The organism is Streptomyces sp. NPDC058052 (assembly GCF_042885515.1).
Taxonomy (GTDB): domain Bacteria; phylum Actinomycetota; class Actinomycetes; order Streptomycetales; family Streptomycetaceae; genus Streptomyces.
On sequence record NZ_JBHVRX010000037.1, the window covers coordinates 57,175 to 74,916 of the forward strand.

Consider the following 17,742-nt stretch of genomic DNA (forward strand, 5'->3'; position numbering starts at 1 on the left):
TGTATGGCGATGCCCGTTCCGATAGCTGTGCCGCTGATGGGCCAGGGGTGCTGGAACAGGCGCGGCGAGATGGAGGCGAACCAGTGGCTGACCGGAGTTCCATTGAGTGGACTGAGGCGACCTGGAATCCAACGACCGGATGTGATCGCGTCTCGTCGGGGTGCGACAACTGCTACGCCCTGACGCTGGCGAAGAGGCTCAAGGCGATGGGCGCGGCCAAGTACCAGAACGACGGGGATCCGAGAACGTCCGGGCCGGGCTTCGACCTCACGGTCCACCCCGACGCCCTGGACATCCCGTACGGATGGAAGAGCCCGCGGACCGTGTTCGTGAACTCCATGTCGGACCTCTTCCACGCCCGCGTCCCGCTCGACTTCGTTCGCCGCGTCTTCGAGGTCATGGCCGACACCCCCCAGCACACCTACCAGATCCTGACCAAGCGCGCCCGCCGCCTGCGGCAGGTCGCCGACCGGCTCGACTGGCCGGCCAACGTATGGATGGGCGTATCGGTGGAGACAGCGAAGGAGCTGCCGCGCGTGGACGACCTGCGGCAGGTGCCGGCCGCCGTACGGTTCCTGTCCTGCGAACCGCTGCTCGGCCCGCTCGACGGCCTGCGCCTGGACGGCATCCACTGGGTGATCGCGGGCGGCGAGTCCGGACCGAAGCACCGCCCGATGGATCCCGCTTGGGTATCGCAGATCCGGGACCAGTGCGTTCAGGAGAACGTGGCGTTCTTCTTCAAGCAGTGGGGTGGCCACACCCCAAAGGCCGGTGGCCGCACGCTTGAGGGTGTGACCTGGGACCAGATGCCGCTGACGGTCCCGGCCTGACCGGGACCGTCCACTGCCGCCGGCTCTACGCGTGGTCGCGTCGGTCAGGCCGCGCGGTGAGCGGGGTGGAGGGTGATCTCCCGAGTCTTGCGTACGCCTACGCCGTTGCTGGGCGTCTTGCCCTGCCCGTGCAGGAGCTGCACGGCCTTGCGTACGGCCGGCTCGGTGACCTGCCCGTAGAAGGATCCGAAGATCTCCAGAGGGTGGTCGACCAGTTTGATCGGCCGTCCTGTCCGCAGCAGAAGCTGTTCCAGGTTGTCCGCGATCTGCGGCACCGCCTTGGTCTCGACCTCTTTGGGGTCTGGCCGCGTTACCGAGGTCACCGAGAACAGCCCGTCGTCCTTCTCCTCGCGGAGCTCGAGCGTCTTCCACCACTCGTCCCGGGCCCGGGCGACGGTGTCACCGAACACCCACAGCCCGTAGGGGCTGCGGGTGGCGAACACCAGCTGGTACACCGCTCGCTTGCGCGGTGAGTGCGACACCGGCACCGACTGCACGAGCATGCCCGTGCGCTCGGCCAGGCGACGGCAGTACTCGGCGGCGACCGCCTCGATCGCGTCCTCGGCCGCCCCTTCCTTCTCGCGGGAGGCCGTCGCGTCGGCGAAGTACTCGCGCCACCAGGTGCCGCCGCACACGTCGTCGAAGCGCTGCAGCGACTTCTCGTTGCCCTGCGGGGAGCGCACGTGCCCACCCAGGCGCCAAACGGCCATCATGCTGAAGTTCATCAGCAACTCGGTCGGCGGCCAGTCCTGCGGCCGTTTGCGGGCCAGCACGTCCACCAGCCGGTCCTGCGGAAGGACCAGCCCGCACGGGTCAAGGAAAAGGAACAGCGGCTCCCCCTCGGCCCGCTCAAGGACCTGGTCCAAGACGCCATCAACTTCACCGCGGTGGGCGTGGGCCAGCACACCGCCGGCGCGGTACTGCTGGACGACCTCCTGCAAGCGGTCGAACGACTTCGGCTGGGATTCCGAGAAAAAGCACTCCAGCGTCAACCCGGCCCGGGAACGCAGGTCCGCAGCGATCTGCAGCGCGAGCTCCCCGGAGGCCGGCTCGCCGTTCTCGTACCGGCCCTCGCCCGCGTACCCGTCCAGGTAAACGACGCGCTTGTCGTGCGATCGCGAGCCCGTCATGCCACCGAACTGCGGCAGATAGCGCTTGAGCAGCTCGTGCTTGAACACGCTGGGCAGCGCCTTGTCCGCCCAGTAGCTCCCGCCCGTACCAGACGACATGCCCACCCCCGGCTCTGCGGTATCTGCCTGGTTACAGATGGTGAAGCACGGCGAGGAGCTCAGGCAAGACCGTCGCTGGACGGATGGCGACGCCCCGTGTCCAGCGGGACGGGTCGACGCGGTGGGGTCAGCGTAAGCTGCACGCTTGTCCTCTACTGGCAGTAGAGTCGGTGTATGGCAGACGAGACGAGTATCAAGGTGAGCGCGGCGACCCGCGACCGGCTCGCGGCGCTGGCGGTCGAGCAGGGCACGACGATCCGGCAGCTGGTCGAGGAGCTCGCCGAGGGCCGGCCGACTCAGGCCGAGTACGCGGAGCGTGCAGAGCAGGCCCGTGCCGAGCTCGCCTCCGTCCTGGGCACCGTGCCGAGTGAGGAGGCCGAGTCGAAGGCCCGCGGGCTCCTGGAGCGCCTGGGCGCCCGGCAGGACTCGGCGGCCGCGTAGTGGGGCCGATCGCCGTCGTCCTGGACCACACGACCACCACCGCCCTCCATGACCCGAAGGACCCGTACAACGAGGCCGTCGCCGCCTTCTACGTGCAAGCCTCCGGCGGTCTGGGCACGCTCTATGCGCCCGTGCTCTCCCTGACCGCTGGCGACACCGGAAGGCCCGGCCTGCTCGCCTACATCAACGGGCTGCGATTCATCCAGATCGAGCCCTTCGACACGGCCGCCGCCCTGTCCGCCACCGAGCTCCTGCACGCCGGGCACCCTTGGGCGGTCGTCCACGCCATCCACGCGGCCCGCCCCTCGGCAGACTTCCCCGCCGGCCGCTACCTGCTCACCCTGGAACCCGAGCTGTACGACGGCACCGGCGTCCAGGCCGTCCATCCTGATCACTGACTCAGGACAGTCCCGGCGGGGTCCGGAGACGCCCTGCTAGGGTCGATGCACTTGAAGGGGCACTCGCCATCGCTGGCCACTGCCCCTCTTTTTTGGTCCGCACGCCGTTCGACGTGCGGACCATTTGCTTTGCCGGGCCCTCGCTCTGGTGAGCCACGCGACGGCCCCGGACGGGGAGCTGGGCCCGGGACCGTCGTGCTTGCGGGGGTCAGCCTTCGGTGAGCAGGTGTTCCTGCCGGGCGTGGACCAGGCGGCGCCATGCGGAGCGGACGTGTTCTTCGCTCTCGGTCCAGCGGATGGCTGAGGGGCCCGGCAGGGGCAGGCCAGCCATGAAGTGGGCGACGTCGACGAAGTACGCGAAGTCCCCGCTGACCGTGAGCTCACGCAGGCGGCCGATGGTGGCGGCCAGGTCCTGCTGCTCACTGCGGACGGCGTGGTGGAAGGCGGTCGCAAGTTCCACGAACCGGTGGAGGAAGGGAAGTCCGGCCGCCTCGATGTCGCCGTGCAAGCGCCGCGCGCGGTCGGGAACGCCGTGCTGCCCTGCGTCCTTGATCAGGGCCACGGTGTGCGCGAGGAGGGTGTTGGAGCGCTGGTCGAGGCCGTCGAGGAGCTGGTGGGCGAGGGCGAGTTCGTCTTCGGCCCGGGCGGGGTCGGCGAAGGAGACGGCCAGGGCGAGGCGGACCTGCATCATGGCGCGTTCGCCGGCGGCGCCATGCTGTTCGGCTTCGGCGCGGCCGGCTTCGAAGGCTGCGACGGCCTGGCTGGTCTCTCCCTGGGACCAGCGGATGTCGCCGAGGACGCGGTGGTGGCGGCCTTTCCAGCCCAGGGTGGGGACGGCGGCCAGCGCGGTGGGGAAGTCGCCGGCGAGGCGGGCGAGGTTGGCCAGTCCCCGGCGGGCCCGGGGAGCGTACCGGCCGCCCGAGCCGACAACCTGCTGCATTCCTGCGCGGGCGGCCTGGTTCTGGCTGAGGTCCTTGTACGCCTTGGCCCGGTAGTACAGGCCCATCTCGGCGAGCTCGGCGGGTAGCAGTCCGCTGTCGAGGACGGCGGTGAGCCGGTCGGCGGTGCGCTGTCGGTGTTCGTGCTGGCGGCGGGCGATCGCGGTGAGGAGCTCGGCCAGGGCGTCGGCGGGGGTGTCCGGCGCCGGGTCGGCGCTGGTGTCGGTGGGGAGGGAGAGGGGTTCCCACACGGAGTCGTCGGTGTAGGCGTGGGCGGCGCTGGTGAGCCAGCCCAGGTCGCTCAGGCGGTGTTCGCGGGCCAGGCGAAGGCCCTGGCGCAGGCAGGCGACCAGGAGCATGCGGCTGGGGCCGAGCGCGGTGGCGTTGGTCCACTGGTCGCCGAGGGCGGCCAGGGCACGGGTGGCGGCCTGGTTCCAGTCGGCGGGGGTCCAGCGGTCGTCGCTGTGGTCGTCGTCGCGGACGGCGCTGCGGATCGCGCGGTGCAGGTGGTAGGGCCACAGGGCGTACGGGTTCTCGTTGACCAGGGGCCGGTCGACCAGGCGGCGGGCCGGCGCCTGCTGGGCGAGGCCGGCGGTACGGGTGGCCAGGTCGAGGTCGAAGGCGTCCAGCAGGGCGACGCTGCGCAGCAGGTGGCGTTCTTCGGGGGTGAGGTCGGACAGGGTGCGGGCCAGGAGGGCGGGGAAGGTGCAGTCGAAGTCGGCCGGGGTGGGGGTGCGGCTGGTGCGGCGGATCTCCAGGAAGCGGGAGACGGCAAGGTCGAGGTGGAGGGGCAGGCCGTGGGAGCGCGCGGTGATCGCAGCCCGGATGTCGGCGCCGATGAGGGGCTGGCCGTCTTGGACCAGGCGGCGGGCGAGGTGCGTCTCGCAGTCCTCGGGGGAAAGATCGCCGATCAGATACTGGCGGGCACCGGAGCCGGCTGCCCGCGGCTGCGGCACCGTCATGGAGGTAGAGGAGGCGGCCAGGCCGGGCCAGGCGGCGGGGCCGGTCCAGTCGAGCTGGCCGTGCAGCGCGGGGTCGGCCCACGGCAGCCGGCTGCGGCCGCCGATGACGAAGAAGGTGCCGGGCATGAGCCAGACCAGCCGCTGCAGCAGCCGCTCGAAGTCCCTGTGGCGGTCGGCGGTGTCCTCGAAGGTGTCCAGCAGAACCACCGGGACGATGCGCTTCTTCGCGGGCAGCCGGCTCAGGTCCCAGGCCAGCAGATGCGGGTAGTAGGACAGCGCCTCCAGGTCAGGGGTGGCCTCCAGCAGGGCTGCCGTCCGCGTGGCCCCGGCCAGGGCCTGGGCGCGTTCGTGGCGCTCGCGCAGCGCGTTGATCAGCGCCGAGGTGAGCTGTCCGGCGGCCGAGCCGACGATGCCGGGCAAGGCGAGGGCGGCGGCGACCTCCCCGGCCCCGGCCTGCAGCTGCTGGGGCAGCAGTTCCGCGAACTTCCCGGCCAGGCCGGACCGCCGGATGTACTCGTCCAGCGGCTCGCCAGGGTGGACGTGCTCCCAGTAGTTGCGCAGCGCCACGTCGAAGGAGGGCATCGGCCGGCCCAGGGCCCCGGCGAGCGCGAGGCGGATCGTCAGGATGACGCGCTCGAAGTCCGAGCCGGTCGACGCGGCCCTGGACAGGTCGATCCGGATGGGCAGGACTCGGTCCGTCCAGGTAGGGGCGCCCCACTGCTCGGGGCGGTGTTCGGCGGCGGTGAGCGCGGCCTCGATCTTGCGGAGCAGGGTCGACTTCCCGACGCCGCCCACGCCGTGGAAGACGAGGACGTTGCTGCGGGGGGCTTCGAGGTCCTCCACGTCGAAGGAAGGGCCAGCGATGCGGCGCAGGTGTTCCTCCAGCGTGGCGGCCACCAGAACCCACTGGCTGTGCCGGTCGGTGAACGCCTCCGCGACGTCGAACGACGACGGGTCGTTGGAGCTGAACAGCGCACGCAGGTCGGCCATGGTCCCCCCACAAGTGATCGTCTCAACTGCTCAATCTATGCCGCGCGATGACCCTGGTGGAGGTACCCCGGCAGGCAAGGGCCCGGAGTTGTCGGTGCTGGACGAGAACCGGACTACAGGCCGACAATGATCCTTTTCTCTACGAAGGCGGCACCTGTGCACGATCCGCAAGACCCGGCTCCCGGTGGACACGAGGACACCCTGGAGACCGTGGGGAAGGTGATCGCCTGGTACCAGCAGGAGATCCACGCCGTACGCCGGTCGCCGGCCGCTTCCCCGGGCCGGCTGGACCAGCTGATCGAGGAGTACACCGCGTGTGTCCGGGACCGGGAGCGGCTCCGGGAGGCCAGCGGGGAGGAGGCGGAGCGGCTCGGCGCGTTCTACGCTGCCCGGCTGAAGGAGCTGGAGGCCACGGGCTCGTAGCCGTGCCCGCTCGTGTGGGCCACGGGTAGGGCGGTGACCGTGGCAGCGGGGAGCGTGCGGGGCCGTAGCTGTGCGGGCATCAGCGCCCGGGCCAGGAACGCGATCTCCTCCACATCGCGGCGGTATTGCGGCACGGCGGTCCGCAGCCACCGCTGCACCGACCAGAACTGGGCGGCCTCCTGGAGGGTGTAGGGCCGCATCTGCTCGGCTCGCAGCACCTCTGCCGCGCCCGCCGGCCGCGCCCAGCCACCGTCGGGGGTGAGGGTGTTGCGGTAGAGCACGGTGCCGTCGCGCCGCCACACCATGACCGAGTCCGCGATCCGTGCCTCCTCGGCGGCCTCCACCGCCTCGCCGAGCGCGGTGAAGTGCTTGTCGTGCCCGTAGGCGGTGGTGAAGCGGCCCTGCTCGCCGCGCTCGCGGGCCCGGGCGCAGCGGGCGGCGGTGCCCTGCCGAGAATCCGCCGCCCGCACGCCCAGCACCACTAGCTCCACCCGGTAGCCGGCCTCCCGGTAGAGCCTGGCGCTCTCCACGAACCCGTTCGCGCTGCCCGGGGCGATCTCGATGACCACGTCCCCGCGCCGCTCCCGCACCCGTGCCTCGGCCATCGCCTGCCAGGCCCGGTAGTCGGCACGGATCCGCTCGCCCGCCGTACGAGGCTCCTCCTTCAGCAGCTGGAGGTAGTCGGGGTGCATGGTCTTGAAGTCGTCGCCGCTGATGTGGACGGGCCGCCCGCGCAGCGCCCTGCGGACCATCGGCGCCAGGCGGGTCTTGCCGGAGCCTGGCTGCCCCATCACGTACACGGCCACGGGACGCTCCTGCGACGTGACCCCCTCCAGGAGCACGGGGGCGATCAGCACGTCGAACGTCCACCGGTGCTCGGCGGCGGACAGGCGGTGGTAGTCCGTGCCGGGTGGCTGGCGGCGGGCCTGCGCGGTCCGGCGTACCGGTTCGGCGAGCGCGGCGGCCCGTTCGGCATTCCGCTGCACCGCCAGCGCCCAGTCGGCGGGTAGCCGCGGGTCGTATGCCCGGCGGTCCGCGTCGGCGAGCTGTCGGCGGAACACCCCTGTCTCCGCGGCACCCCACGGACGTGCCCGTTCGGCGAGCAGCGCTTCGCGTGCACCGGCCGGCCGCAGCCATCGCCCATCGGGCCCGTGTTCGTTGGAGTACAGGACCTGTCCGTCGCGCCGGACCACCAGGACGCGGTCGGCCAGGTGCCCGGCCTCGATATCCGCGAGGGCCGAGGGTAAAGCTGCGGCACAGGCGTCGTGGTTGTTCCAGCCGACGTACCGGGCTCGGCCCTCGTCGGCCAGGCGCAGGTAGCGGTCCAGGACGCCGAGCTGGGACACGGCTTCCGGCACCGCCAGGGCGACGACCTCAACCCTGTAGCCGGCCGCGCGGTAGGCGGCCGCCGAAGCCAGCCACCCGGCCGGGTCCGCGATGGCCTCCTCGGCCACCACGTCGTATCGGGCGGCTCGGGCCCGGGCTTCGACCTCGGCCTGCCACTGGTAGGTCTCATCACGTACTCGCACCCCGGCTGTGCGGACATCCTCCGCCAGGAAGTGCTGGTAGTCGGGGTGGATGGCCTTGTACGCATCCCGTTCCACCCGCACCGCCCCGCCCCGCTGCTCAAGAGCAGCGTGCACCAGGTCCATCACCAGCGTCTTGCCGCTGCCGGCCTGCCCGGCCACGAACACCACCACCGGGTGTTCCTGCGCTACTGCGCCCGCCGTCAACTTCGCCACGATCACTTCGGCGGACAACTTGCCGTACCTCCACTGACGTCTCCTGGCCGTGATTCCGAGAACGTGCCCGATCTGGCGGGCCGTTCCGGACTGCGCGGGAGGAACGCCGCGCTGCCCCACTCAGTTGTCACTCTAACCCCATGCCCGCGATGTGTACGCGATTCGTACGCAGAACGTACGCGAAATGTTCGCTCTGTGGGGTAGGGTAGTGGATAGGAGGTGTTCCATGTCCGAGTTGTTCGACGCGGTCGACGCCCTGATCGCGTCCCGCGCCACGCTCCCGCCGCCGGCCGAACGCAAGCGGCTGCGCGCCGCGCACGGCCTGACGATCGACGAGGTGGCCACCGCGCTGCAGGTCCGCCGCGCCACGGTGTCCGGCTGGGAGTCCGGCAAGACCGAGCCCCGCCCGCCGGAGCGCGACGCGTACGCCCGGCTGCTCAAGCAGCTCGCCGAGCTCTACCCCGCGCCCGAGGAGCCGGCTGCCCCGGTGCCCGCGACGTTCAGCGGCGCGCCCGCCCCTGCCGAAGCGCCGACTCTGTCCACAGGCCCGGCCCCCGAGGCTGCGGCCATGACTTCAACCGAGAACACCCAGACCCCCGCCCCTGCTCCCGCCGCCGCTGCCGCCCCGGCCGAGGCCCGCCCGGCGCCCGCCCCCAGGACGTCGTCGACGTCGCGCCGCCCGGCGGCGAAGAAGGCCGCCCCAGCGAACACCCCGGCGGGCGGCACCGACCCGCGGTTCGAGAACGGCCCGCTCGCGGTCCTGGACGTCGAGGACGGCAAGGTGCTGGCGTACTGCACCGGCGGCCTGGTCCTGGACGTGCCCGCCAAGTCCCTGCCGTCCCTGGTCGACTGGACCCTCAAGGAGGCCCGGCTCGGGCAGCCCAAGTTCGTCGGCCCCGGCAAGGACGCCGACCCGCTGATCGTCCTCACCGAAGCCGCGCTGGAGCGCTACGGCCTCCCGGCCACCCTCACGGAGGAGGAGCGGTCCGCCGGACGCATCCCGGAGGGCCACAAGGTCATCAAGCAGCTGACCCGCGCCGACTGGCAGCTCACCAAGCGCGGCCTCGGCCCCTGGGCCCGGATCTACCGGCCCGCCAAGGGCTCCGACCGGCAGTGCGTCCAGCTCTGCATCCCCTCGTGGAACGCGCTGGACACCCGCCACTGGGGCACGGCCGAACAGCTGGCGCCGGCGGAACTCGCCCGGCTCCTGGGCGTGTACGCGTCCCGGGTGATGACGCCGCGCGGCTCCACCGCCGTCACCGGCCTGGAGCTGATGACCGCCCTGCACCCGCCGACCTACGCCGTGCGGGACGAGGAGACCGGCGCCCTGCGCCAGGCCGACGAGAAGACCCCCGGCTCCCTGGGCAAGGACCCGGTGGACTGCGCCCCGTGCGAAGCCCCGGACGGGCACCCGCTACTCAAGGACCTGGGCCGCTTCCACGTCCGCGGCCCCGGCGAGCGGCTCTTCGAGGAGGCGTACGACTGGGCCCGGCCCATGACCGACGACGAGTGCACCCTGCGCCACCTCGTCGGCCTGGACGTGAACATGGCGTTCGCCGCGGGCGCCAACGGCCTGATCGTCGGCCTGGGCGCGCCCACGCACGTGAAAAACCCGGTCTTCGACCCGAAGCTGCCCGGCTCGTGGCTGGTGGACCTGAGCCACGTCGACCTGTCGAAGGTGAAGGTCGGCAAGGAGTGGGTGCAGCTGGACGGCAGTCTGCTGCCCTCCCCGTTCACGCCGAAGGGCGACCGCCCCGAGGGGCCGGCCTGGTACGCGACGCCGACGGTGGCGTACGCGGTGGAGCTCGGCTACGACGTCGCGCCGACCGAGGCGTACGTCCGGTACGACAACGGCCGCTACCTGGACGGCTGGTACAGCCGCCTGCGGGACGCCTACCTCGCCACGATGGCCGACCTCGGCGTCGACGCCGACCTGTCGCCGCAGGACTTCCTGACGGCGATGGACGGCTACAAGCAGCGCGACCCGCAGATGGCGATCGTCGCCTCGGCCATCAAGGCGACCGTCAAGGGCGGCCTGGGCAAGCTCCGCGAGCGGCCCCGCGGCGAGGGCTGGCGACCGGGCGAGCCGTGGCGCGCGCTGTCCCGGCCGACGTGGCGGCCGGACATCCGCGCGGCGGTCATCTCCCGCACCCGGATCAACCTGCACCGCAAGATCGTCAAGCACGCGGCGTTCACCGGGCAGTACCCGATCGCGATCCTGTCCGACTGCGTCGTCTACGCCGCGAACGGACCGAGCCCGCTGGACTTCCTGCCCTACCGGGAGGGCAAGCCGCTCCCGGGCGGCTTCAAGCTCGGCATCAACCCGGGCCTGGTCAAGTGGGAGGGCACCCAGAGCGTGCTGTGGGGCGAGGAGGTCCGCGAGCGTCACAACGCGCCGGAGCTCAACCTCGCCCGGTACATCAAGGACGGCAACGTCACCGACGACGACAACGGCGAGTAGGGGAGCGGACAGGCGATGGCCAAGGAGTTCGGGGACGGCCTGGACCAGGCGGTGCAGAAGGCGTTCACCCGCCCCGCACCCAAGGGCGCGGGCACGCAGATGCGGTACCTGGTCAAGCAGCTCAAGGCCACCAAGGCGGTCGCCGAGGTGCTCGGGATCTCGCAGCGGCAGGTGGAGCGGTACGTCGCGGGCCAGGCCAAGAAGCCGCGCGCCGACCTCGCCGCGCGCCTGGAGCGCGAGGTGAAGAAGCGCTGGCAGCCGCAGATCAGGGCCAAGGCCCGGGAGAAGGCGGCGACCACCGGCGGCATCGTCATCGACGTCCACGCCCGCCTCGGCTATACCGGGGCGCCGATGGACAGCACGGACGAGGCCCGCATCCGGCACCTCACCGTCGCTCTGCCCCCGCAGCACGCTGCCCGGCTCTTCGACGCTCAGCAGCAGGGAGCCAACGAGAACACCCTGCGTCAGCTCACCGCCGAAGCCCTCAAGGAGGTCTACTTCCAGGACAGCGGCCGCCGCGCCGGCTCCCTCGAAGAGGTCCAGATCAACGACGTCCTGGACCTCGAGTTCGACCTCTGAGCCAGGCATCACCCCGAACAGCCCGTGAGCCCGGGACCGCATCGGTCCGGGGCTCACGGGCGTCCGTACGCGGGCCCGTTCAAGGGCCGGCCATCGTGCTGCTCCGCGTCTCAGACGGCCTGGGCTACACGGATGAGCCGCTCCTGCGTGTAGCCGAAGAGGAGGTCGACGTACCGGCGGAAGAGCGGGGGGTTCGCGCAGCAGACCTTGGCCAGCGAGGGAGCCCCGCCCTTGGTGGTCGCGTAGCGTCCCTGGTCGCCCTTCGGGTCACGGGCGTACAGGTCCCGCACGAACTCGACGACCAGGTGCTGCTCCTCGCCCCCGGCGAAGAGGTCGTCGCCGCTCTCCTGCAGATGCTTCAGCAGCTTGCCGAGGTCGTGGTTGAAGCTCTGCCCAGGTCCGACGAGCGCCTTCAACGAGAGCTCAGCCAGCTGCCGGGCGAGGAAGAAGGCCGGCTGCGGGATCCCGGCGTCGATCAACGTGACGGCGCCCGCGTAGAACTCGCCGATCGTCTCGTCGGACGGGTTCGCGCAGTGCTCGCGGGACAGGCACAGCGCGTCGGGCCACTCGTGGTCCGAGTCCATGTCGCCGAACGGGCTCACATAGGTCATGCCGGGCATTGTGCACCGGCAGCTCGGCCGCGAGGGACCGGTTTTCCGCGCGCGTTCACCGTCGGCCCCGAGGGAGGCCGACGGCTAGTCGTCGCCGCCGAAGCCACGGTCGAAGCCTCGGAGGACCGGGTCCAGCTCGGCCGCGGCCCCGCACAGGGAGCACAGCCGGGTGCCCGGGTGCTGCGCCGCGTCCAGGGCCCGGTCCAGGGTGAGCACCGGCGCCCCGGCAGGGGCCTCCGCGCAGTCGACGGCGTGGACGGTGCCCCGGCCGGGCCCGCGGCCGCCGGCCTTCGCCAGCACCCAGCCGGACGGGCGGCGCGGCCCCAGTTCCCGCTCCACGAGCGAGGGCGGCTCCAGGTACTCCACGGGCACGTCGTCGTACGAGACACCGTCCAGGGGCCGTACGTGCTGCGGCGCGCGCACCCAGACCCGGTACTCGGCTGGCTCCACCGTGTCCCCGGGGCCGTTGCGGTACGCGGGGATCCCCACCTCGTACAGCCAGCCGTCGCGGACCTGGCGCTTGGACCACAGGCGTCCGACGACGTCCTGGTCCCCGGGCAGCAGCACCCGGATGGGGACCGGCACCGGCTCGGAGGGGGCGGAGGACGACGTCATGCCTCCACCGTAGGCGCCAACCCCGACAGCACCCGCACTGACCTGCGCGAACGCGGACTCTGTCCACAGGTCGGGGCCCAGAGCATGCCGGTATGACGAACGACGATGCACAGCAGCCGGCCCCGGGCCGCGGCAAGGTCCTGGAAGCCCTCGCGCAGGCAGAGCGGAAGGTCTTCACCCGGCCCGCGCCGAAATCCGCAAAGGCCCAGATGAAATTCCTCCTCACGCGCGCGAAGGGTTCGACCAAGGCCCTGGCCGAGCGCCTGGGCGTCTCCCGCCGGACGGTGGAGCGCTACCGCGCCGGGACCCTGACGACCCCGCAGAAGCGGCTCCAGGCCGCCCTGGTGGAGGAGACCGAATCCGAGTGGCAACCGCAGGTCAGGGCCCAGGTCCGCGAACAGGCTTCCACCACCAGCGGCATGATGGTGGACGTCACGGCGTACTTCGGATTCGTCGGCAAGGGCAGCTCGGACGACGGCCGCGAGCGCTCCATCACCACGGACATCTCACCCACCTACGCCAAGCAGATCCTGGAGCTCCAGGCATCCGGAGCGACGGATGAGGACCTACATCCGCTCGTCGCCGAGGCCATCACCGAGTCCTATTTCACCGAATGGGGCACCCGAGCCAAGGGCCTGCGCGCAGATTTCACAAACGTTGTGGCGATAGCTTTCCGGTTCTGACCCGGACGAATTCCGAAGCTGCTATAAACCGTATTCGGCGGGTCGTCGACAACGCTCTGGCGGCGGCCCGCTCCCTGATTCCGGACCACGATTGCGAGGCCGACGATGACCACGCCCTGGCCGCCCCGGCACACCGCCCACCGTCCGCTCCCTCCGCGCATCGCCGCGCCCCGCGAGCCGGTCGACCCCGCCCGCATCGGCCGCCGCGTCGTACGGCGCGAGGCGAAGGGCATGGACGCGGGCCTCGTCGCGGCGGCCCTCGAGGAGGCGCGGTTCGAAGCGCGGCAGGCGTCCCGGTACGAGGACCTGGCCGACGACCTCCGTGGCCCGGCGGAGCTCGCAGAGTGGGAGCGCATCGCCGCGCTGCTCTCCGGGGCGCCGGCGGGCACGCGGTACGACCCGGACGCCGACGACGTCGTCCAGGCCGAGCTCGCCGCCGACGCCGCGGCCGCCGCCGCCCGGGAGGCCGAGCTGCGCGAAGCCGTCCGGATCGCGGCCCGCGCCAACCACCTCCAGGTGCTGCGCGACCTCGGCACCCTGGACCAGGCCGAGCCGGCCGAAGGCGACGAGGCCGTACGCGACGAGCTCACCCGCCGCGCGGGCGGCTACGTCCAGGCCGACGTCGACGCCTGGCTCGCGCACGCCCTGGCCGCGCACCGCGGCCACTACCGCGACCCGGCCGCCCGCGACGCCGCCGCCGGCCTGCTGCCCCCGCCCGTCCTCGCGCACGCCGCCCTGCTCGGCGAACTCCTGCGCCTGGTCCCCGGCGCCGCCGCCGACGAGCTGGCGTTCGCGGCCCGGCTCGCCGCCACCGAGCCCGAGGCCGTCGGCGCGCTCGCCGCGCTCCTCACCCGCGCCCGCCCCGAGGTCCCCTGACCGGGCCCCTCCGGTGTCACGCTCACAGGGCGTGTGCGTGACACCGGCTGTCACGCACACCCCGGAAAGCGTCACGCCACCTTCAATACGTCCGCGAATGTCCGTTTCAGCAACGCTCCGGGCCGTCCAGGCCGGGATCCGCAGGCGGGCGTGACACATAAAAGTTGAAACCCCGGACGCCGGTTGATCCGTACGGAACGTGATCGTGAGCCCGGGTTCGGCCGGAGTGGTCCCGGGCCCCATGGCCCGGCGATACCGTGGTGAGCAACGCCAGTTCTGCCCTCTGGAGCCCTCGATGAGCGAACAGCCGGCCCCCGCCGACACCGCCGCCCGGCGACTGGAGCCTGCGGCCGCCGACGCGGTCCGCGCGTACGCGGCCAAGACCCGCGCCGACGCCGACCGGTTCGCCGCCGTCCTGGAGGACATCGCCACCAACGGCCTGCCCGACCCCGAGCAGTGCACCCCGTGGGAGGAGCTGCGCGAGGCCCACCTCGCCCGCCTCGCCTCCCAGCGCCCGGCCGTCGCCTGATGCCCCCGCAGCACGGCCCCCGCCGCGCCCGGATCGCGTTCTCCGACTCCGCCGCCAAGCAACTGGAGAACCTGGCCAGCGAGGCGGAGATCCACGCCCTGGACCGCGCCCTGGTCGTCGTCTCCGTCGACCCCGAGGTCGGCGAGCCGATCCCCGGCGACACCGCCGGCCCCCAGCTGCGCGAGTACGCCGACGAGGTCGAGCGAGTGCGCTTGTTGTACTGGGTGACGGCTTTGCGGACCGTGGTCGTGGTCGCCTACCTCGAGGTCTGACCCGCGACGTCCTGGACCAGGCCGACCGCGTGCTGCTGGCACGGCCGGCCCCTCCACATGTTCGTTGGTTGGTGAGGGATCGGGTCCGCGGGTTGGTGAGGGATCGCTCGCGTACAAGGAAGACCTAAGACTGACTGACCAAGGGACGAGCGCACTCTTCCCACCCGCCGTAGGCGAAGTACCGGAAGTACAGCCGGGCAGTCATCGCCTCCGACGGGCTCGCCACCCGCCTTGCACCCATCACCGCGCCGCCGTCGGCCCAGAGCTCCAGGCCGACGGCGCGCCCTGCAACACGCCTGTGCAACGCACGAGTGCAACAGAGTCCGCGTTGCGGCCATGACCTGCGGCAACACCCCGCGCCGCGCCGATCGGGCGCGTGTTGCGCTCCGCGTTGCAGGCCCCGGCCCGGACCGGCCGGAGCGCGCCTTGCACCCCATTGGTAGGTACTACAGGTAGTACCTATGTGCGGGTTGTAGATCTCTCCCCCTGAGAGCGAAGCGCGCTGCGCGGGCACACATCACCCGCCCTCGCCTCAGCAGAGGCCGACCCCGGCGTCCGGCGCACATGATCCTTCCCGGCTCTGTACGGCCGTCTGCGGCGTTCTGACGCCCTCCGGGCTCCCGAGCGACGATCAAGGCCCTGAAAGGCGCCCACAGCGGCGTACAGCGCTTCGGGCGGCGGGTGAAGCGCCCTGCTCCTCGGCGACGGCTCCGCGACGGGCGCCGGCGCCTCCTCTCGGTCGCTGCCTCTCGCTGCTCCCGGTCCGAGCTCTGCTCTCAGGGGGAAGGAGATACAACCCGCACATAGGTACTACAAGTACCTACCTACATTGGGGTGCAAGACGGCCCCGCGCCCCAGCCCCGTCCTGGGGCCTCGGCCGCAGTCCGGTGCAGCACGGTCGTGCTGCTCGCTGCTGTCCCTGCTGCTCCTGCTGCTCCTCGCGGTGAAGGGTGCAAGGCGCTGCTGCTGCTCGCGCTGCTGCTGACCGGCTGGGTGCAGCAGCTCGGCTCCGGGGTGCAGCGCAGCATTCGCACGACCCGGGCGGGACACGGCTGCTGCTCGTGTAGCAAGGCCAACCTCACCGGTGCAGCGGGCGGGTGCTGCACCGGGGCCGGCTACCGGCTCGCGGCTGCTGCTCCCGACGTGCTGCTCGGCCGGGGCTCGCGCAGCCGCTACCTGGGCGACGGACGAGTTTGTTCTGGAGGAGCAGAACAAACCGGTTCAGCTGGTGCTACCGGAGGCGATCCCGTGTTCGGGCCTGCGCCCGCTGGTTGTTCTGCTCCTCCAGAACAACCCGGTTTAGCTAGTGGTACCGGCTTGATCGCGGGCACGAAGAAGGCGCTACACCCGGGGGGTGCAGCGCCTCGTGGCTTCGCGGGGCCGGGGCCGTCAGCCTGTGGCGGCGAGGTTGGCGACCTGGGCGGCGTACCGGGCCCGTCGCTGCTCGGTGAAGCGCTCGGGCTCGGCGGCCTTGATCTCCGGAATCGGCATGGGGTAGGCGACCTTGCCGCCGGTCAGCAGTGGGTGGAGCTGGTAGAGGCCGTCTTCGAGGCTCCAGGCGAGTCCGCACTCGCGCAGCTCCTTGAAGCCGCGGTTCACCGTGGGCTTGCTGGCCCCCAGTTCGCGCGCCATCTCGTTCTGGCTGATCGTGGCGGTGCCGCTGTCCGGGTCGCTCAGGTACATCAGCTCGTCCAGGACGCGGCGGCCGGCGGTGGTGATGTCGACCAGGGCAAGGAGGCGGAGCACGGCGCGGGGGATCTCGACGGGCGCCTCTGTGGGAGGGCTGGGGACGTAAGAGCTGCTCACGCTCACCACTTCCGATCAGGACGACGCTGCAACAACGAGGATATGCCGCGCGGGATCACGCGCTCGCCTTGCGCACGGGCTTCCGCTGGCGGAGCGTGACGACCTTCTCCTTGCGGCGGGCGGCCTCGGTGGCCTTCTTCTCGGCCTCCCGCTCCTGGCGCCACTCGGTGGGGTAGTCGGGGTGCGGGATGATGCAGACCGGGCCCTCGGCGGCGTTCCAGAGCTTCTGCCACTTCTCCTGCTCGCCGGAGGTGCCGGCCACCGTCAGCCACGGGTTCAGCTGGAGGGTGCCGCGCCTGGCAGTGCGCATCCAGCCGATGTGCGTGAAGAACTGGCTGGCCTCGTTCACGGAGGCTGCCGACAGGTTGCACCGGGTCTGAAGATCACGCTGGTTGGTCTTCACGAAGCCGCGGGGGACCGCGCGGTCCTTGTCGTCGGACCGGTTCGCGTTCTGGAGCGCCATGAGCTTGCACCAGACCTGGAACCAGCTGCCGGGCGCCTTCAGGCTGCCGAGCACGTCCAGGAGCAGCCGGGCGTCCAGGACGTAGCCACTGACCTCGGCGCTCGCGGCGAACTCGCGGCCCTGGATCTTCTCCACGCCCAGGATCAAGCCGCCCTTGCCGTCCGACCGCGCGACCACGCGCTCGCCGGGGCGGACGATCGGCAGCTGTTCCATCGGCACAGTCCTCCAGGGATGATCAACGGTTCGGTGAGCACGGTAGCACTAGGTAAACCGGCTTGTTCTGGAGGGGCAGAACAAACGGTGCCTCACAGTCACCTAACGACCCGTCAGGTTCGGGGTGACTTTGTTCTAGGTTTCCAGAACACTCGGGAGCCGTTTGTTCTGGAAACCTAGAACAAACGGTTTCGCATCGCCGCAGGTCAGAGCCGTTTTCGGCGTGGATCCCTCTTAGGTGTCTTTAGACACCAGCCACCACCCCAGCCCCCGCTGCCACGCCGCGCACCGCGCGGCAAAAAGCGCTGGTCACAGCGGGCGTGTCTTCGTCGACACCCACCGGATCGGGGTAGCCGGCCTCCGTGGCTGAGCTCGCTTCGCGTGCGGCGCCGTACTCGGGTGCGGGTTGGGGACAGCAGCAGCGGCTCTGAGTCTCGGGTGGTACCAGCCGAGACGATCAAAAGCCCGGAAGCGTGGCTGGTCCCGGAGGACGGTTCCGCCGCCCGGCCCTGGGGGGCCGCTCGGCTCCGGTACCTCCGCACGCCGGAATTCCGGCTTTCCGATATCCGAGGTACCGTTCTGTGGCCGATGCCGGACACTTCCCAATTCGTGATTCCTCGCCTAAGTGGTGGGATCAATGCGGGCGCTGATGCACGCTCAAAACCCGAACCCCGTCCGGGC

17 protein-coding genes are annotated in these 17,742 nt (G+C 71.3%); 10 read left to right on the top strand and 7 right to left on the bottom strand.

Annotated elements, in window-relative coordinates; genetic code table 11:
* The first annotated feature begins 83 nt into the window (after positions 1-83).
* Positions 84-830, top strand: a complete 747-nt coding sequence (locus tag ACFVU3_RS34285) for a DUF5131 family protein (protein WP_390072553.1) — start codon at positions 84-86, stop codon at positions 828-830.
* Between the two features lie 44 nt (positions 831-874).
* On the opposite strand, the gene tcmP is transcribed toward ACFVU3_RS34285, so the two are convergent.
* Positions 875-2,008, bottom strand: a complete 1,134-nt coding sequence (tcmP, locus tag ACFVU3_RS34290) for a three-Cys-motif partner protein TcmP (protein WP_390072530.1) — start codon at positions 2,006-2,008, stop codon at positions 875-877.
* A 225-nt stretch (positions 2,009-2,233) separates the two neighbouring features.
* Here tcmP and ACFVU3_RS34295 point away from each other — a divergent pair, with 225 nt between their 5' ends.
* Both ACFVU3_RS34295 and ACFVU3_RS34300 read left to right on the top strand, forming a co-directional pair.
* Positions 2,234-2,500 carry a hypothetical protein gene (locus ACFVU3_RS34295; RefSeq protein WP_390072532.1) on the top strand — a complete coding sequence of 89 codons (267 nt, stop codon included), beginning with the start codon at positions 2,234-2,236 and terminating at the stop codon, positions 2,498-2,500.
* Positions 2,500-2,898: a hypothetical protein gene (locus ACFVU3_RS34300; protein WP_390072534.1), complete on the top strand. Its 399-nt coding sequence runs from the start codon at positions 2,500-2,502 to the stop codon at positions 2,896-2,898. The genes ACFVU3_RS34295 and ACFVU3_RS34300 overlap by 1 nt, the downstream gene beginning before the upstream one ends.
* A gap of 208 nt (positions 2,899-3,106) precedes the next feature.
* Here the strand turns inward: ACFVU3_RS34300 and ACFVU3_RS34305 are convergent, their stop codons facing one another.
* Positions 3,107-5,788: an ATP/GTP-binding protein gene (locus ACFVU3_RS34305; RefSeq protein ID WP_390072536.1), complete on the bottom strand. Its 2,682-nt coding sequence runs from the start codon at positions 5,786-5,788 to the stop codon at positions 3,107-3,109.
* Between the two features lie 156 nt (positions 5,789-5,944).
* On the opposite strand from ACFVU3_RS34305, the gene ACFVU3_RS34310 reads away from it, so the two are divergent.
* Positions 5,945-6,211 (top strand): hypothetical protein, encoded by a 267-nt coding sequence (locus tag ACFVU3_RS34310; protein WP_390072538.1) that lies wholly within the window; start codon positions 5,945-5,947, stop codon positions 6,209-6,211.
* Here the strand turns inward: ACFVU3_RS34310 and ACFVU3_RS34315 are convergent.
* The gene (locus ACFVU3_RS34315) at positions 6,169-7,959 is read right to left on the bottom strand and encodes a zeta toxin family protein (RefSeq protein ID WP_390072555.1); all 1,791 of its coding nucleotides are present in this window, start codon (positions 7,957-7,959) and stop codon (positions 6,169-6,171) included. The genes ACFVU3_RS34310 and ACFVU3_RS34315 overlap by 43 nt on opposite strands.
* A 220-nt stretch (positions 7,960-8,179) precedes the next feature.
* Between ACFVU3_RS34315 and tap the strand changes: the two genes are divergently transcribed.
* Positions 8,180-10,414 (top strand): telomere-associated protein Tap, encoded by a 2,235-nt coding sequence (gene tap / locus ACFVU3_RS34320; RefSeq protein WP_390072540.1) that lies wholly within the window; start codon positions 8,180-8,182, stop codon positions 10,412-10,414.
* A gap of 15 nt (positions 10,415-10,429) precedes the next feature.
* Positions 10,430-10,993 carry a telomere-protecting terminal protein Tpg gene (gene tpg, locus ACFVU3_RS34325; RefSeq protein WP_390072542.1) on the top strand — a complete coding sequence of 188 codons (564 nt, stop codon included), beginning with the start codon at positions 10,430-10,432 and terminating at the stop codon, positions 10,991-10,993.
* Positions 10,994-11,103: 110 nt separating this feature from the next.
* Here tpg (ACFVU3_RS34325) and ACFVU3_RS34330 read toward each other — a convergent pair whose 3' ends face one another.
* Together ACFVU3_RS34330 and ACFVU3_RS34335 are read right to left on the bottom strand one after the other, a co-directional pair.
* Positions 11,104-11,604, bottom strand: a complete 501-nt coding sequence (locus tag ACFVU3_RS34330; RefSeq protein WP_390072544.1) for a hypothetical protein — start codon at positions 11,602-11,604, stop codon at positions 11,104-11,106.
* An 84-nt stretch (positions 11,605-11,688) separates the two neighbouring features.
* Positions 11,689-12,219, bottom strand: a complete 531-nt coding sequence (locus ACFVU3_RS34335) for a DUF6233 domain-containing protein (protein WP_390072546.1) — start codon at positions 12,217-12,219, stop codon at positions 11,689-11,691.
* 92 nt (positions 12,220-12,311) lie between these two features.
* On the opposite strand from ACFVU3_RS34335, the gene tpg (ACFVU3_RS34340) reads away from it, so the two are divergent.
* The 4 genes from tpg (ACFVU3_RS34340) (at position 12,312) to ACFVU3_RS34355 (ending at position 14,579) form a co-directional block, all read left to right on the top strand.
* Positions 12,312-12,902, top strand: a complete 591-nt coding sequence (gene tpg, locus ACFVU3_RS34340; protein ID WP_390072548.1) for a telomere-protecting terminal protein Tpg — start codon at positions 12,312-12,314, stop codon at positions 12,900-12,902.
* Positions 12,903-13,007: 105 nt separating this feature from the next.
* Positions 13,008-13,778: a hypothetical protein gene (locus ACFVU3_RS34345; protein WP_390072550.1), complete on the top strand. Its 771-nt coding sequence runs from the start codon at positions 13,008-13,010 to the stop codon at positions 13,776-13,778.
* Positions 13,779-14,073: 295 nt separating this feature from the next.
* The gene (locus ACFVU3_RS34350) at positions 14,074-14,307 is read left to right on the top strand and encodes a hypothetical protein (protein ID WP_351583139.1); all 234 of its coding nucleotides are present in this window, start codon (positions 14,074-14,076) and stop codon (positions 14,305-14,307) included.
* Positions 14,307-14,579 carry a hypothetical protein gene (locus ACFVU3_RS34355; protein ID WP_351583142.1) on the top strand — a complete coding sequence of 91 codons (273 nt, stop codon included), beginning with the start codon at positions 14,307-14,309 and terminating at the stop codon, positions 14,577-14,579. Before ACFVU3_RS34350 ends, ACFVU3_RS34355 begins: the two co-directional genes overlap by 1 nt.
* 1,389 nt (positions 14,580-15,968) lie before the next feature.
* Here ACFVU3_RS34355 and ACFVU3_RS34360 read toward each other — a convergent pair.
* Both ACFVU3_RS34360 and ACFVU3_RS34365 read right to left on the bottom strand, forming a co-directional pair.
* Positions 15,969-16,385 carry a helix-turn-helix domain-containing protein gene (locus ACFVU3_RS34360; RefSeq protein WP_042809017.1) on the bottom strand — a complete coding sequence of 139 codons (417 nt, stop codon included), beginning with the start codon at positions 16,383-16,385 and terminating at the stop codon, positions 15,969-15,971.
* A gap of 55 nt (positions 16,386-16,440) precedes the next feature.
* On the bottom strand, positions 16,441-17,061 hold the full coding sequence (locus ACFVU3_RS34365; RefSeq protein ID WP_383797696.1) for a hypothetical protein: 621 nt from the start codon (positions 17,059-17,061) through the stop codon (positions 16,441-16,443).
* Between the last annotated feature and the right edge of the window lie 681 nt (positions 17,062-17,742).